Consider the following 15,347-nt stretch of genomic DNA (forward strand, 5'->3'; position numbering starts at 1 on the left):
CTCCATCCTCGCGCCAGCGCCGCCGCAGCGCAACGGGAGATTGCGCCGCTCAAGCCGTTGCACGGCACACCTTCAGGCGACAGCGCGCTCGGCCTGATCGGCCCGATAGGCGGCAAGCTGGACCCGCAGTTCCATCAGGTTTTCCTGCACGTGCACACAGCCGGCGACGGCGGTGTAGAGCCGCGTGAGGCTGGCACCGTCGCCTTTCAGGAGGCCGGACGTTCCGGCACGGTCCATCTCGGCCTGCAGGGCTGCGACGGCTGCCGACATGGCTTCGGCGCTGTCGCTGGCGCTGCCGAGGCCCACGGGATTGCCGCTGCGCAGGCTTTCCGCAATGACGCGGCATTCGGTCGCGAGGGCGCCGAGCGCCGCCTGGAGCGTGGCGCGCACGGGCGTCACCAGCTCGGTGGGGAGCGGGGCATCGGCCACGCGCAGCAGGATGATGACCGAGTGCCAGAGCCGCCGGCAGGTGCGCACGATCGGGGCCGCGTCCGGCGGGCCCGCCAGCCAGCCGGCCCGCTCGCGCCGGGCTTCCCCCACCCGCAGGTCCGCCGCCCGCAGGCTCACCCGCGCGCCGGCATTCAGACGGTCGATCTCGGCCGGATCGAGCGTGCCGTCGAGCAGGCCCGCCCGGCCCTCCTCCAGCAGCGCGGCGCAGGCATCGATGGCGTCCGCCGCATTGGGAAAGAGCAGGAACAGCGCCCGCGCGGGGAAGACGAACAGCGCGCAGGCCACGCCCACGGCGCCGCCCAGCGCAATCTCGAACACCCGCTGGAGACCGGAGATCAGCGGCTGGGCATGGGTGGGATCGGACAGCATCACCACAACCACCGTCACCGGCGCCAGCTTGAAGCTCGGCCGGTAGGCGGCGAGCAGCGCCGTCGCCAGCGTGCCGATGGTGAGGAGAAGGACGGTCAGGTCCTGCGAGGGGCCGGCGATCATGGCGAGGCCGACGCCGATGATGCCGCCGGCAATGGTGCCGAGGCCCCGGTCGGTCGCCACCGCCACGCTCGCGCCGAGGGAGGATTGCACCACCAGAATGGCCGAGAGCACCGCCCAGTAGCCCTTCGGCAGATCGAGCCACCAGGCGATGCCATAGGCCAGCAGCGCCGCCACCGTGGCCCGGACCGCAAGGCGGATATGGGCGAGATCGATGCGCGGAAGGCGGGCGAGAAGCCGCCCCAGCATGCTCTGGGAACCGGGAGGCGCGGGCGGCGGAGGCTCAGACGGCATGGGCGGATCGCACACAGGAGTGAACCGGGGCGGCCCCGGACGGGTTGTTCCCCGTGACGGGCAGGGTGAGGCCGGGGCGCTCTTGGCTTATGATGCGCCGCAAGCGATGTCACGCGGAACAGGAAAACATGCTGCGACGGACCTATCGGGTGGTGATGGACGCGGTGTGGACCTTCCTCGCGGATGACGGCTGGGCCATCGCCAGCCACATCGCGCTGTCCATCCTCATGTCGCTCTTTCCCTTCCTCATCTTCCTCACCGCGCTCGCCGGCTTCCTCGATCTGCGGCCGCTCGCCAATGAAGCGATCCAGCTCATCCTGGAGACATGGCCGGACGCGGTGGCAGAACCCATCGCGCGCGAGATCCACAATGTGGTCAATCAGGTCCGCGCGGACGTGCTGACGGTCGGCGTGGCGCTCGCCATCTACTTCTCCTCGAACGGCATCGAGAGCCTGCGCATCGGCCTCAACCGGGCCTATGGCATGAAGGAGCACCGGGCCTGGTACCGGCTGCGGGTGAGTTCGGTGCTGTTCGTGCTGGTGGGGGCGGCGGGCATGCTGGCCCTGTCCTTTCTCGTCATCCTCGGACCGCTGATCTGGCAGACCATGGTGAACAACGTGCCGGCCCTGAAGCCGATCAGCGGCGTCGTGACCTTCGCCCGCTTCGCCAGCACCGCGCTCATCCTCATCATCGCGCTGCTGATGGCCCACCTCTGGCTGCCCGCCGGGCGGCGGCGGCTGCTGGACGTGCTGCCCGGCATCGGCGTCACGCTCACGCTGTGGCTGGTGGCGGCCACCGTGTTCGGCATCTATCTCGGGGAGTTCTCCAGTAATTACGTCACGACTTACGCGGGCCTCGCCTCGGTGATGATCGCCCTCGTCTTCCTCTATCTCACGGCCACGGCCTTCATCTTCGGCGGCGAGCTCAATGCCGCCATCCTGCGCGACCGGCGGGCCCGGCTCATCGCGCTCAAGGGCACGCTGGCGCAGGATGCCCAGCCGAGCGGTGCGCATTCGTGATGATCGACGCCCCGGTCCCGAAGCCGGACGGCCGCCAGTCGCAGACGGCCGCCGCCATCCAGCGCGGCGTGCTGCGCTTCCTCGCCGCGCACGGGCAGGCCGGGCTGCCGGAAGTCTCGCTCGCCTCCGGGCGCCGGGCGGATGTGCTGGCGCTCGATGCCAAGGGCGCGCTCTCCATCATCGAGATCAAGTCGTCGGTGACCGACTTCCGCACCGATGCGAAGTGGCCCGAATACCGGCCCTTCTGCGACCGCCTGCTGTTTGCGGTGGGGGTGGACTTCCCGCTCGAACTCCTGCCGGACGACGTGGGCATTCTCGTCGCCGACGCCTTCGGAGCAGAACTGATCCGTGCGGCTCCGGAGCATCCGCTCGCCGCCGCCACCCGCAAGGCGCTGACCCTGCGCTTTGCCCGGGCCGCCGCCGGACGATTGGCCGGTCTCTATGATCCGGACCTGCGACCCGCGCAGGAGTGGTAGCGCGAAAACAAGCGCTTGCGCTGCATCAAGGTACAACCGGGCGGGCAGGCGCATGAAGACTGCATGACCGCCCTTCGCCGCGCCCCAGCGCCCCGCCCGCTTTCGCTGCAGGATCTCGTGGCCCGCTACGGCCGCCCCGTGCCGCGCTACACCAGCTATCCCACGGCGCCGCATTTCACGCCCGAGGTCGATGGCGGCGTCTATGAGCGCTGGCTGGGCGAACTCGATCCGGCGAGCCGCGGCTCGATCTATCTGCACGTGCCCTTCTGCGCCGAGCTGTGCCTCTATTGCGGCTGCACCACCTCCGTCGCCCGCCGCTATACGCCGGTCGCCGCTTATGCGGAGCGGCTGCGGGGCGAGATCGCGCGGGTGGCCGAGCGCATTCCCGGCCGGCTCGCCGTCACGCACCTGCACTGGGGCGGCGGCACACCCACGCTGCTCGCCGGCGGCGACATGATCGCCCTCATGGAGAGCGTGCGCCGGCACTTCGACGTGAAACCCCATGCGGAACTCGCCATCGAGGTGGATCCGCGCGTGCTGAGCACCGACATGGTGGAGGCGCTGGCCGCCAGCGGCATCACGCGGGCGAGCCTCGGCGTGCAGGATTTCGATCCCGCCGTGCAGGCCGCCATAGGCCGCATGCAGTCGTTCGAGGAAACCGCCCGCGCCGCCGACGCGCTGCGCCGGGCCGGCATCGGCTCGCTCAATCTCGACCTCATCTACGGCCTGCCGCACCAGACCTTGGAGTCCGTGCTGCGCACCGTGCGCACGGCCCTCAGCCTCGATCCCGACCGTATCGCGGTGTTCGGCTATGCCCATGTGCCGTGGATGAAGAAGCACCAGGCGCTGATCCCGGACCAGAGCCTGCCCGGCCCCGACGCCCGGCTCGCCCAGGCGGAGGCCATCGCCGACCTGCTGACCGCGGAAGGCTATGTGGCCATCGGCCTCGACCATTTCGCCAAGCCCACCGATGCCATGGCGCGGCAGGCGGCCGACGGCACGCTGAAGCGCAACTTCCAGGGCTATACGACCGATGACGCACCGGTGCTGCTCGGCTTCGGCGCCTCGGCCATCGGCATGCTCCCGCAGGGCTATGTGCAGAACATCGCGCAGACGCCCGGCTGGCACGCCGCGCTTGAGGAGGGCGGGCTGCCCATCGCCCGCGGCATCGCCCTGACGCCGGAGGACCGGCTGCGGCGGGATGTGATCGAGCGGCTGATGTGCGACAGCGCCGTGGATCTTGCGGCGGTTCTGCGCGCGCACGGCTTCGCCGTCGATTTCTTCGCGCCGGAACTCGCCCGTCTCGCGGACTTCGAGGCCGATGGCCTGATGGAGCGGACCGGCACCCGCCTCGCCATCCCGGCGGAGATGCGTGCCTTCACCCGCACGGTGGCTGCTGTCTTCGACGCGAAGCTCCCCGCACAAGAAAACGCCGCCGGGCCCAAGAGGCACTCGGCGGCGGTCTGAGGTGGGGAGGAAATGAAACCGGAAACGCGGACCGAAGTTATGGGGAAAAACGTCGCCTCAGGAGTCGAGGCGACGGAGTGCAGAGCGGTCGCGGAGCAGGACGCGGCGGGAGGACGGCAGCGAGATCGTGCCCTGTTCCTCGAGATAGGTGAGCGTGCGCGACACGGTCTCGATGGTCAGGCCGAGGAAGTCCGCAATGTCCTGGCGGGACATGGCGAGCGTGACTTCGGTGACGTGCGAGGCATTGGTGGTGCCGGAGCGGCGGGCGAGATCGAGCAGGAAGGAGCCGACACGCTCCTGCGCCGTCTTGCGGCCGAGCAGGAGGAGATGCTCCTGGGCGCGCTGGAGTTCGGCAAAGCTCAGCGCCCAGAGCGCACAAGCCAGTTCCGGATCGCTGCCGGCGCGGGCGAAGAGGACGGAGCGCTTCACGCGCACCAGACGGCACTCGCTCACCGCCTCGGCGGAGAAGCGGTAACGCTCGCCGGTCTCCCAGCCGAAGGCATCGCCCGGAAGGCAGAAGGCCTCGATCTGGCGGCGGCCGTCGCCCATCAGCTTGCAGATGCGCACGACGCCGGAGACGACGACATAGACGTTCTCGGCAACCTGATCGTCGCCGAAAATCTCGCTGTTGCGGGCGAACACCGCCGGAGTGCCGAGAGCCGCAACGACTTGCGCCGGACGGGCGCTTTCATCGGCGGCTACGCCACGGGCCATCTCGCTCCACCGGTTGGAGGGCATGGGATGTGCATAGGCCTGAGCAGGCACGGGAGCGATATGGGCGATGACGCTGGCGGCGATCGACATCGGTCTCATCTCCGAATTTCGTTGATGAAGGGATAGCCCGTTGACCGCCCTGCAAAAATTCGGATTCACTCCTTAGGGCCCAGCCCTTAAGTAGTATTGCGTAGGTGATTTTACGGAGCCTAGGCTGCCGATCAGCCGGTCAACAGCCGTTTCACACCCCGCCCAATTCGACGAGACGAGCCCCCAGATGACCGACACGCCAACGCAGGCGCTGCCTCCGAAAGCTCCCCAGGCGGGGCCGACGGTTCCGGGCACCGTGCGCCGTGCCGTACCCGGCAGCGCCGCCGCCGCGCTGGTGATTGCCGCGAGCCATTTTGCAGCCTTGTCCGCGTTCGACCCCCGCATCCTGCTGGTGCTGCTGGTCATCGTTGTGCTGGCCAGCAGCGGCGGTCTCTTCGCCGGGCTGGCGGCGACGGCGGTGTCCGCCCTCGGCCTCGCGCTGCGCGGCCTGCTCTCGGGCGATACCGTCGTGGCGGACTGGCAGAGCCTCGGCCTTCTCACCATCGCTGGCGCGGGCATTGCCGTCCTCGGGGAGCGCCTGCGGCGAACCCGGCTCGATGCGGTGGCGCGCGATCGCGCGCTGCTCGCCCGCGAGGCGCATCTCTCCTCGATCCTCGACACGGTGCCGGATGCGATGATCGTCATCGACGAGCGCGGCATCATGCAGTCCTTCTCCATCACCGCGGAGCGACTGTTCGGCTATTCGCCCTCCGAGGTGATCGGCCGCAACGTCTCCATGCTGATGCCCAATCCGCACCGCGACCAGCACGACCTCTATCTCTCGCGCTATCTCACCACCGGCGAGCGCCGCATCATCGGCATCGGCCGCGTGGTGACGGGGGAGCGCAAGGACGGCGCCACCTTCCCCATGGAGCTGGCGGTGGGCGAGATGCACTCGGTCTCCGGCCGCTTCTTCACCGGCTTCATCCGCGACCTCACCGAGCGCCAGAACACCGAGGCGCGCCTCCAGGAACTCCAGGCCGAGCTCGTCCACATCTCCCGCCTCACGGCGCTGGGCGAGATGGCCTCGACGCTGGCCCATGAACTGAACCAGCCGCTGTCGGCCATCGCCAATTACATCAAGGGCTCGCGGCGCCTCCTCGATGACGGCGACCCCAAGCGCATCCCCATGTTGCAGGGGGCACTGGACAAGGCGGCGGAACAGGCGTTGCGTGCGGGCCAGATCATCCGCCGGCTCCGGGACTTCGTGTCACGCGGGGAGACGGAACGGCGGGTGGAGAGCCTGTCGAAGCTCATCGAGGAGGCGAGCGCCCTCGCCCTCGTGGGCGCGAAGGAGCACGGGATCCAGGTGCGGTATCAGATCGATACCTCCTGCGACCTCGTGCTTGCCGACAAGGTGCAGGTGCAACAGGTATTGCTCAATCTGATGCGCAACGCCCTCGAAGCCATGATGGACGCCTCCCGCCGGCAGCTCCTCGTGCAGACCACCCCGGCGGAGGACGACATGGTGACGGTGTCGGTCTGCGACACCGGCCATGGCATATCGGACGAGATGCGGGCACAACTGTTCACACCGTTTGTCACCACGAAGGCACAAGGCATGGGCGTCGGCCTGTCCATCTCGCGCACCATCATCGAAGCCCATGGCGGGCGCATCTGGGCGGAACCGAATGCCGGCGGCGGGACCATCTTCCGCTTCACGCTGCGCACCGTCGACGAGGAGGCCATGAACGATGCCTGAGTCGCTGCCGGTCCACGTGATCGACGATGACGACGCCGTCCGCGAGTCGCTCGCCTTTCTGCTGGAAAGCTCCGGCCTCGCCGTCACCCAGCACACCTCCGCTGCCGCCTTCCTCGACGCCGGCGTGCCGCTCGACCGCGGCTGCATCGTCACCGACGTACGCATGCCCGGCATCAGCGGCCTCGAACTGCTGAAGGAGCTGAACGCCCGCGGCGCCCATATGGCGGTTATCGTCATGACCGGCCATGGCGACGTGCCGCTCGCGGTCGAAGCGATGAAGCTCGGCGCCGCCGACTTCCTGGAAAAGCCGTTCGACGATGCCGCCATCATTGCCGCCGTGCGCGCGAGCCTCGGCCGCTCCGCCGAGCAGGGGCGGCAGGAGGATGCGCGCAGCGAGGTGGGCAAGCGCATCGCCGGCCTCTCCCAGCGCGAGCGTCAGGTTCTGGAGTGCCTCGTCAACGGCCTCGCCAACAAGACCATCGCCTACGACCTCGGCATCAGCCCGCGCACGGTGGAGGTCTATCGCGCCAACGTGATGACGAAGATGAAGGCCGCGAGCCTGCCGGAACTCGTGCGGATGGCACTTCTGGCCGGCGTTGCCCCCGCGGATGACGCAACGCCAACTTGACCGCATTGCCTGCACTTGATCTATCTCAAGGCTGTCGTGCCCTTCCGCCGCGATGGTGAAGGGGTCCGGGCTTCCACTCAAGGAGGAGGCTCGCGCGAGGCCCACATGCTCTTGATTGGCGAAGACAAGGCCGCCGACGCCCCCGCCTCCCCGGTGGTGGTCGTGGTGGATGACGACCCTGCTGTCCGCGGGTCGTTGAAGTTCGCCCTTGAGCTGGAAGGGTTCGACGTCCGCATCTTCGCCACCGCCGCCGAGATGCTGGATCAGGATATCGAAACCCTGCCGGGCAGCGGCTGCCTCATCGTCGATTACAACCTGCCCGGCCTCAACGGCCTCGACCTGCTGCGCGAACTGAAGCAGCGGCAGGTGACCTGGCCGGCCATCCTCATCACCACCCATCCCACCGAGCAGGTGCGCCGCCGCGCCACCTCCGCCGGCGTTGCCATCGTGGAGAAGCCCCTCTTCTCCAACGCCCTGAGCGATGCCGTGCGCGAGACCTTCCGCCGTCCCTTCCCGCATCAGTAAGGGCGGGCACCGCCCGCGCGCCCACGCCGCACATCCCCCGTCTTAAGATCGTCCGCCGCATCGGTCATCCTGCGGACGCTCCCGTTCGCCCGACCGGAGGACGCCATGACGACGCGCAATCTCGACGCCCTCTTCCACCCCGGCGCCATCGCTCTCGTGGGGGCGAGCAGCCGGCCCGGCACCATCGGCGCGGTCACGGCGCGCAACCTCTTCGAGGCCGGGTTCGACGGCCCCATCCTCAGCGTCAATCCGAAGGAACGGGCGATCCGCTCGGCGCTCAACTACCATTCGGTGGGCGACCTGCCGATCCAGGTCGACCTCGCGGTGCTGACAGGGCCGCCCGAAACCCTGCCGCAGACCATCGCCGACCTTGGCGCCAAGGGCTGCCGCGCCGCCGTCCTCCTCGCCTCCAGTCCCGGCAGTGCCGATGCCGCCCTGCGCCAGCGGATGCTGGACGCCGCCCGGCCGAACCTCATGCGCCTGCTGGGCCCGAGCTGCCTCGGCTTCATCTCCACCGGACCGCGCATCAATGCGAGCTACGCCCATCTGATGCCGCGCAAGGGGGATGTCGCCTTCCTCAGCCAGTCGGCAGCGCTCGCCACCGCCGTGCTCGACTGGGCCGAGGGACGGGGCGTCGGCTTCTCCCACGTGGCTTCGCTCGGCGACAAGGCGGACATCGACTTCGGCGACCTGCTCGACCATCTCGCCATGGATTCCGCCACGCGGGCCATCGTGCTCTACGTGGAGAGCATCACCGATGCGCGCAAATTCATGTCCGCCGGGCGCATCGCCGCCCGCGCCAAGCCGGTCATCGTCATCAAGGCGGGCCGCAGCGCCGCCGGCGCGCAGGCGGCCGTCTCGCACACCGGTCGCCTCGCGGGCGCCGATGCGGTCTATGACGCCGCCTTCCGCCGCGCCGGCATGCTGCGGGTCTACGATCTGCGCGAACTGTTCGAGGCGGTGACCACGCTCGCCTCAGGCATCCGGCTGAACGGCGAGCGCCTCGCCATCCTCACCAACAGCGGCGGCGCCGGCGTGCTGGCCACCGACGCTCTGGAGCAGACGCCCGGCCGGCTGGCTGAACTGGCGCCGGAGACCTTCGCCAAGCTCGACCGCGTGCTGCCGAACGGCTGGTCGCGCACCAATCCCGTGGCGCTGGCCGCCGATGCCCCGCCCAAGCGCTATGCGGACGGCGTGACGGCGCTGCTGGAAGATCCCGGCTCGGATGCCGTTCTTGTCCTCAACTGCCCGACCGCCCTCACCGACAGCGCCGAGGCCGCCGATGCGGTGGTGGAGGCGCTTGCGCAGCGGCCGCGTGCCCCCGTGCTCACCTGCTGGCTCGGCAATCAGGCCGCGGCAAATGCCCGCCGCCACTTGGCCGCCCGCCGCCTGCCCACCTACGACACGCCCGATGAGGCGGTGCGCGCCTTCGGCCATCTCGTCTCCTACCAGCGCAACCAGACCATGCTGATGGAGACCCCGCCGGCCCGCAGCTTCGACGAGCCGGACCGCGACAAGGCCAAGCAGGTGGTGGATGCGGTAATCGGAGCCGGCCGCAGCGTGCTGACCGAGGTGGAGGCCAAGGCGGTGCTGGCCGCCTACGACATTCCGGTGGTGGAGACCCGCACGGCCGCGTCTCCGGCGGAGGCCGCCGATCTGGCTGCTGCCTTCGGCGGGCCGGTGGCGCTGAAGATCCTTTCCGACGACATCATCCACAAGTCCGAGGCTGGGGGCGTGCGGCTCGACCTGCGCACCCCCGCCCAGGTGGAGGAAGCCGCCGAGCTGATGCTGGCCGCAGTGCGCGAGCGCATGCCGCAGGCGCGGCTTGAAGGCTTCACGGTGCAGCGGATGGTGCGCCGGCAGCGGGCGGTGGAACTCATCGCCGGGATCGCCAATGACGAGACCTTCGGCCCCGTGGTGCTGTTCGGCGAAGGCGGGACGGCGGTGGAGGTGATCGCCGACCGGGCGGTGGCGCTGCCGCCGCTCAACGGCCGCCTCGCCCGCGAGATGATGGAGCGCACACGCATCTACCGCCGCCTCGTCGGCTATCGCGACCGGCCAGCCGCCGATCTCGATGCGGTGGCCACCACGCTGGTAAAGATCTCCGAACTGATGGGCGACCTGCCGCAGATCGGCGAACTCGACATCAACCCGCTGCTGGTGGACGAGAACGGCGTCATCGCGCTCGACGCCCGCATCGTTGTGCACCCGTCCGCCAGCCGGGGCACCGAGCGCTTCGCCATCAAGCCCTTCCCGACCATCCTCAGCCGTCACATCGTGCTCTCGGACGGTCAGGAGGTGCTGCTGCGCCCCATCCGCCCGGAGGACGAGCCGGCGCTGGGGGACATGGTGCGCCGCTCGGACCCCCGCGACGTACGCATGCGCTTCCTAGGCTCGCTGAAGGACTTCCCGCACCTGATGGCCGCCCGCCTCTCGCAGATCGACTACGACCGGGAGATGGCGCTGGTGACCGTGGCGGAGACGGGCGAGATCCTCGGCGTCGTGCGCATCATCGCCGATCCCGACAATGAAGCGGCCGAATACGCCATCATGGTGCGCTCGGACATGAAGGGCCGGGGCCTCGGCTACCGGCTGATGAACGAGATCCTCGACTATGCGCAGGAGCGCGGCCTCGCCCGCATCTTCGGCGACGTGCTGCGCGAGAACCTGCCCATGCTCCATCTCGCACAGGACCTCGGCTTCAAGGTCCGGCCCGGCGGCGATGACCCGACCGTGGTGCGCGTGGACCTGAACCTCGCCGACCGCATCCACACCGTCACCTCCGCAGGGGACGCGAGCTAGCCGGGCGCGGCTCCTGCACCGGGGAGTTCGCGCCGCTGCGATTCATCGTTTTTTAAGGTTAACGACATCGCAAACAATGGACCCGTAACGGTTCCAGAGGGGGCAGCTTCGCCCAAGCCCTCGGTGCCACTCTACCTCGGCGCGCAAATGTAGCGCGCGAGTGGCACATTCGACAGGCACAACCCAGCGTATTCTGGCAGTAATGGCCGTCGCGCCGTTAGAATGCGGACTTGGCGCGAAGGTTCGGAAGCGTTTATGTTGCGTTCGTGGATAAAGTCGCGTGACGCCGCGGGCACGCATGTCTTTGCGCGCTGGACGCTGTCTGCCATCGCGATACTGGTAACAGCCACCTATTGCGTTTCCGCTGCGCTGTTGTTCCACGTTGCCCGCCAAGAAGATATCCGCTCCGAACGGCGCACCGAACTTCAGCTGCGCGCGAATATCGCCGTCGAGGAAGAGCAACTCATGCGCGCTCTCGCCTCGCTGCTTGCGAACGGAATATTATACCACAATCTGCACCCGACCCTGAATCTGGAATGGGCCTATGAGCGCGGCGTGCTCGGCCCCCGCCTGCATCATCTGCTGGGCATGGACTGGGTCTATGTGATCTCGGCACAGAATTCGGTGGTCTATGAACTGAGGCAGGGACGACTGCAGGATCCGGACGACGGCAGCCATCTGCCCACAGGCCTCGATGCCCTGCTCGCGGACGCCCGCCGCACCGGCGTGCACGGCCTCTTCTGGATCGGCGGACGGCCGGCGCTGGTCGGCGCGCAGCCGATCACCCCGCCCCCGAACGCCGCCGACCCGACACCGGCTGGCCCGACCAGCATCCTGGTCTTCGGCCGTCTCCTCGAGAACGAGGTCCTGAGCCGTATCGCCCGCCGCACCGATCTGCCGGACCTTCGCCTCGGCGCCGGCGGCGGCGCCAAACTCGAACTGGCGAGCCGGGCTGGCGATCCCGTCGTGCTGAGCTGGACGAGCCCCGCCCCGGGCGCCACGGTGACGCGCGCGGTCATGCCGTGGCTGCTCGCCTGCGGCGGCACGCTGGTGCTCTTCACCTGGCTCATCCTGGCCCGCGCCTCCGCCAGCGCGCGGCAGATGGAAGCCGCCTCCCGCGTGATGCAGGAAAGCCGCGCCGCCCTCCAGCTCAGCGAAGCCCGGTTCCGTGACGTCGCCGAGGCCGCCACCGACTGGATCTGGGAAACCGACGCCGCGCTACGCATCACCTATCTGTCCGAGCGGTATGAGGCGCTCACCGGCCGCTCAGGCGCCGAGTTGATGGGGCAGCCGCTGGACACGGTCCTGCACAGCATCGAGGGTCCCCTGGAAAGCTGGACGGCCCGCGCCGCGGAACGGCGGGTGACGCCGCTCTCCTGCCGCTACCTCGCCTCCGACGGCACGCTGCGCCTGTGCCGGGTGGCGGCGAAGGCGGTGCGTGACGCGGACGGCCATCTCATCGGCTTCCGCGGCACCGCCAGCGACATCACCGCCGAGGTGGAGGCCCATCGCAAGATGGAGCACCTCGCCCTCTACGACCCGCTGACCAGCCTGCCCAACCGCACGCTGTTCATGGAATTTCTCTCCGGCGCCCTGAGCAGCATCGGCGATAGCCAGCGCCTCGTCGCGGCCCTTCGCATCGGCCTCGCGAACACCCGGCAGATCACGGAGAGCTATGGCCTCGCCGCCGGCGACGCGGTGCTGGCCGAATGCGCGCTGCGGCTCAAGCAAGTCATCACCGACAGCGACCTTGTGGCCCGGCTCGGGGCCGAGGACTTCGCCCTGGTCGCCACCGCACCTGGCAATGTCCTCGCGGTGAAGGACCTGTGCGCCCGCGTGCAGGCGGCCCTCAATGCCCCGATCCGCCTGCCGGAAGGCGACCTGATCGACCTCTCCTGCGCCATCGGCGTGGCCCTCGCCCCCAACGACTGCATGGAGGGCGAACTGCTGCTGCGCAGTGCCGAATTCGCCCTCCAGCATGCACAGGGGGAGGAGCCGCCCGGCATCGCCTTCTTCTCCGCCGACATGACCGAGCAGGTGCAGGCCAAGCGCACGCTGGAACACGACCTGCGCCGCACCGTGGGCAGCGAGGACTTCGTCGTCCTCTATCAGCCCCGCTTCAGCGCCGCGACGCAGGAGCCGGTGGCCGTGGAGGCGCTGGTGCGCTGGCTGCACCCCGGCTTCGGCCTGCTGTCGCCGGACCGCTTCATTCCGCTCGCGGAAGCCTCCGGCCTCATCGTGCCGCTGGGCGAATGGGTGCTGCGCCGGGCCTGCGCGACCATCGCCAAATGGCCCGATCTCGTTGTCTCGGTGAATGTCTCGCCGGTGCAGTTCCGGCAGGGGGAGCAGTTGCTCGAAACGGTGCGGGCCGCCCTCAAGGACAGCGGCCTGCCGCCGGAGCGGCTGGAGCTGGAAATCACCGAGAACGTGCTGCTGGAGAATACCGAGAAGGCGCTGGACGTCCTGGTCGGCATCAAGACGCTTGGCGTGCGCCTCGCCATGGACGATTTCGGGACCGGCTATTCATCCCTGAACTATCTGCGCAATTTCCCCTTCGACCGCATCAAGATCGACCGCCGCTTCGTGGGCGACCTCGAGCAGAGCCGCGATGCACAGGGGATCGTGGAAGCCATCATCGGGCTCGGCCGGGCGCTTAACCTTCAGGTGACCGCCGAGGGCGTGGAGACCGCCGGCCAGTTCGCCTGGCTGCGCAAGGCCGGCTGCGAGGAGCTGCAGGGCTTCCACTTCGCCCGACCCATGTCGGAAGCGGACCTCATCGCCCTCAAGCCGAGGACGCGGGCCGGCTGACGCCGGCCCATTGCCATCAGAACCAGGACGGCAGGCGATCGAGACCGATCAACTGCTCGACCTCCACCCGCGGACGCACCACGGCGGCCTGATGGCCGCTCACCAGCACTTCCGCGATCAGCGGCCGGGTGTTGTAGGTGGACGCCTGCACCGCGCCATAGGCGCCGGCGGTCATCACCGCGATGAGGTCGCCGGGCATCAGTTCCGGCAGTTCGCGATCGAGCGCGAGATAGTCGCCGGTCTCGCAGACCGGACCAACCACATCCACCTTCGCCGTGGGCGCCGACGGGCGCTGGTGCACGGGCACGATGTCGTGGTGCGCCTCGTAGAGGGTCGGGCGGATGAGATCGTTCATGGCCGCATCCACGATCACGAAGGTCTTGCCCTCGCCGTGCTTCACATAAATGACCCGTGCCACCAGGATGCCGGCGTTGGCCACGATCATGCGGCCCATCTCGAACACCAGCGGCAGGTCGAGGCCCTTCAGCGCCCGCGTGATGACAGCCGCATAGGCGTCCGGCGAGGGGGGCACCGGATCGCCGGCCACATAAGGCACGCCGAGCCCGCCGCCGAGATCGAGATGGTGCAGCGCATGGCCCTGCGCCAGCAGGTCGCGGGCCAGTTCCGCCATCAGCAGCGTCGCATTCTCGAAGGGGCCGAGATCGGTGATCTGGCTGCCGATGTGCATGTCGATGCCGGCGACCTTCAGGCCCGGCAGCGTCGCCGCCTCCGCATAGACCGTGCGGGCGCGCGAGATCGGGATGCCGAACTTGTTCTCGGACTTGCCGGTGGAGATCTTGGCGTGGGTCTTGGCGTCCACGTCCGGATTGATGCGGATGGAGATGTTCGCGGTGCGGCCCATGGCGGTCGCCACTTGCGACAGCGCTGAAAGCTCCGGCTCGCTCTCCACGTTGAAGCACAGGATGCCGGCCTCCAGCGCCTGCGCCATCTCCTCGCGCGTCTTGCCGACGCCGGAGAAGACGATGCGCTCGCCGGGAATGCCCGCCGCCAGCGCCCGCTTCAGCTCACCGCCCGAGACGATGTCAGCGCCCGCGCCCATGCGGGCGAGCGTGGCGATGACCGCCTGGTTGGAATTGGCCTTCAGCGCGTAGCACAGCAGCATCTCGCGCTCGGCGAAGGCGGCCTTGAAGACCCGGTAATGCCGCTCCAGCGTGGCGGTGGAGTAGCAATAGAAGGGCGTGCCCACCTCTTCGGCGAGGGTGGCGATATCCACGTCCTCGGCCTTGAGGCGGCCGTCGTGGTGAATGAAGTGGTGCATGGCGGGCCTTGCGCGGTGATCGCCAGCGCTTCGGCGGGAGGCGCCCGGCCGCGCATGGCGGGCCGGAGCGGACGCCCGGCGGCACTGGCCGGAAGCCGGAAGGGGCGTCGCTCAGCCCCTTCGGCAGGAAAACGGGCGGAGCGCGCTCCTCAGAGCAGCCCGTCGAGGATGAAGGGCCGATCCGGCCGCTGGATCTTGTCCAGGCTCACCGGCGCGCTGGTGATCGAGCCCTTGGCGCCGCCGGACGCGCTGCCCGTGGTCGAGCGCGTGGTGTTGGTGGTCGTGGTGGCGACCGTCGGGGTCGGCGCGGAGCTGTTGGCGGACGAGGTGCTGGTGGAGCGGCCGGCATCGGACTGTTCCGCCCAGGCGGTGGGCGAGGGCTCGGCAGCCGGCGTCATGGGCGCAGCCGCGGCGGCGCTCGCCGCAGGAGTGCCTGCCGCAGCCGGTTGCGCGGCGCCGGTCTGTGTCGTCCCGGTCTTGGTGCCGCCCGGCGGCTCCAGCGGACCTTTCACGCCGCAGCCGGCGAGCGTCCCGGCGCAGGCGAGGACGAGCAACAGGGCGGGAATGCGAAAGCGTCGGGACACGGAACACCTCGGACAAGATC

12 protein-coding genes are annotated in these 15,347 nt (G+C 69.1%); 8 read left to right on the plus strand and 4 right to left on the minus strand.

Features of this window, described 5'->3' with window-relative positions:
- Nucleotides 1–72: 72 nt before the first annotated feature.
- Nucleotides 73–1,188, minus strand: coding sequence for an FUSC family protein (locus tag AZC_RS23815; RefSeq protein ID WP_052286055.1), 1,116 nt, complete (start codon nt 1,186–1,188; stop codon nt 73–75).
- Nucleotides 1,189–1,361: 173 nt separating this feature from the next.
- On the opposite strand from AZC_RS23815, the gene AZC_RS23820 reads away from it, so the two are divergent.
- The 3 genes from AZC_RS23820 (at nt 1,362) to hemN (ending at nt 4,195) form a co-directional block, all read left to right on the plus strand.
- On the plus strand, nt 1,362–2,252 hold the full coding sequence (locus AZC_RS23820; RefSeq protein ID WP_043879826.1) for a YihY/virulence factor BrkB family protein: 891 nt from the start codon (nt 1,362–1,364) through the stop codon (nt 2,250–2,252).
- Nucleotides 2,252–2,728 (plus strand): MmcB family DNA repair protein, encoded by a 477-nt coding sequence (locus AZC_RS23825; RefSeq protein WP_043879827.1) that lies wholly within the window; start codon nt 2,252–2,254, stop codon nt 2,726–2,728. Before AZC_RS23820 ends, AZC_RS23825 begins: the two co-directional genes overlap by 1 nt.
- A 63-nt stretch (nt 2,729–2,791) precedes the next feature.
- Entirely contained in the window at nt 2,792–4,195 is a 1,404-nt protein-coding gene (gene hemN, locus AZC_RS23830; protein WP_012173171.1) for an oxygen-independent coproporphyrinogen III oxidase, read from the plus strand.
- A gap of 57 nt (nt 4,196–4,252) precedes the next feature.
- Here the strand turns inward: hemN and AZC_RS23835 are convergent, their stop codons facing one another.
- A complete protein-coding gene (locus AZC_RS23835; protein ID WP_012173172.1) occupies nt 4,253–4,999 on the minus strand; it encodes a helix-turn-helix domain-containing protein in 747 nt (248 codons plus the stop codon).
- Nucleotides 5,000–5,186: 187 nt separating this feature from the next.
- Between AZC_RS23835 and fixL the strand changes: the two genes are divergently transcribed.
- The 5 genes from fixL to AZC_RS23860 all read left to right on the plus strand — a co-directional run bounded on the left by fixL (nt 5,187) and on the right by AZC_RS23860 (nt 13,464).
- Entirely contained in the window at nt 5,187–6,701 is a 1,515-nt protein-coding gene (gene fixL, locus AZC_RS23840) for a two-component system sensor histidine kinase FixL (protein ID WP_012173173.1), read from the plus strand.
- A complete protein-coding gene (gene fixJ, locus AZC_RS23845; protein ID WP_012173174.1) occupies nt 6,694–7,329 on the plus strand; it encodes a response regulator FixJ in 636 nt (211 codons plus the stop codon). Before fixL ends, fixJ begins: the two co-directional genes overlap by 8 nt.
- A gap of 105 nt (nt 7,330–7,434) precedes the next feature.
- Complete coding sequence (locus tag AZC_RS23850) at nt 7,435–7,854, plus strand: response regulator (RefSeq protein WP_043879828.1); 420 nt, start codon at nt 7,435–7,437, stop codon at nt 7,852–7,854.
- 105 nt (nt 7,855–7,959) lie between these two features.
- On the plus strand, nt 7,960–10,656 hold the full coding sequence (locus AZC_RS23855) for a bifunctional acetate--CoA ligase family protein/GNAT family N-acetyltransferase (RefSeq protein WP_012173176.1): 2,697 nt from the start codon (nt 7,960–7,962) through the stop codon (nt 10,654–10,656).
- A gap of 465 nt (nt 10,657–11,121) precedes the next feature.
- Nucleotides 11,122–13,464, plus strand: coding sequence for a bifunctional diguanylate cyclase/phosphodiesterase (locus AZC_RS23860; protein ID WP_158304156.1), 2,343 nt, complete (start codon nt 11,122–11,124; stop codon nt 13,462–13,464).
- A 16-nt stretch (nt 13,465–13,480) separates the two neighbouring features.
- Here the strand turns inward: AZC_RS23860 and lysA are convergent, their stop codons facing one another.
- Together lysA and lptM are read right to left on the minus strand one after the other, a co-directional pair.
- Nucleotides 13,481–14,743, minus strand: a complete 1,263-nt coding sequence (gene lysA, locus AZC_RS23865; RefSeq protein ID WP_012173178.1) for a diaminopimelate decarboxylase — start codon at nt 14,741–14,743, stop codon at nt 13,481–13,483.
- A 149-nt stretch (nt 14,744–14,892) separates the two neighbouring features.
- Nucleotides 14,893–15,327 (minus strand): LPS translocon maturation chaperone LptM, encoded by a 435-nt coding sequence (gene lptM, locus AZC_RS26255; protein WP_012173179.1) that lies wholly within the window; start codon nt 15,325–15,327, stop codon nt 14,893–14,895.
- Nucleotides 15,328–15,347: the final 20 nt, after the last annotated feature.

The organism is Azorhizobium caulinodans ORS 571, assembly GCF_000010525.1.
GTDB classification, from domain to species: domain Bacteria; phylum Pseudomonadota; class Alphaproteobacteria; order Rhizobiales; family Xanthobacteraceae; genus Azorhizobium; species Azorhizobium caulinodans.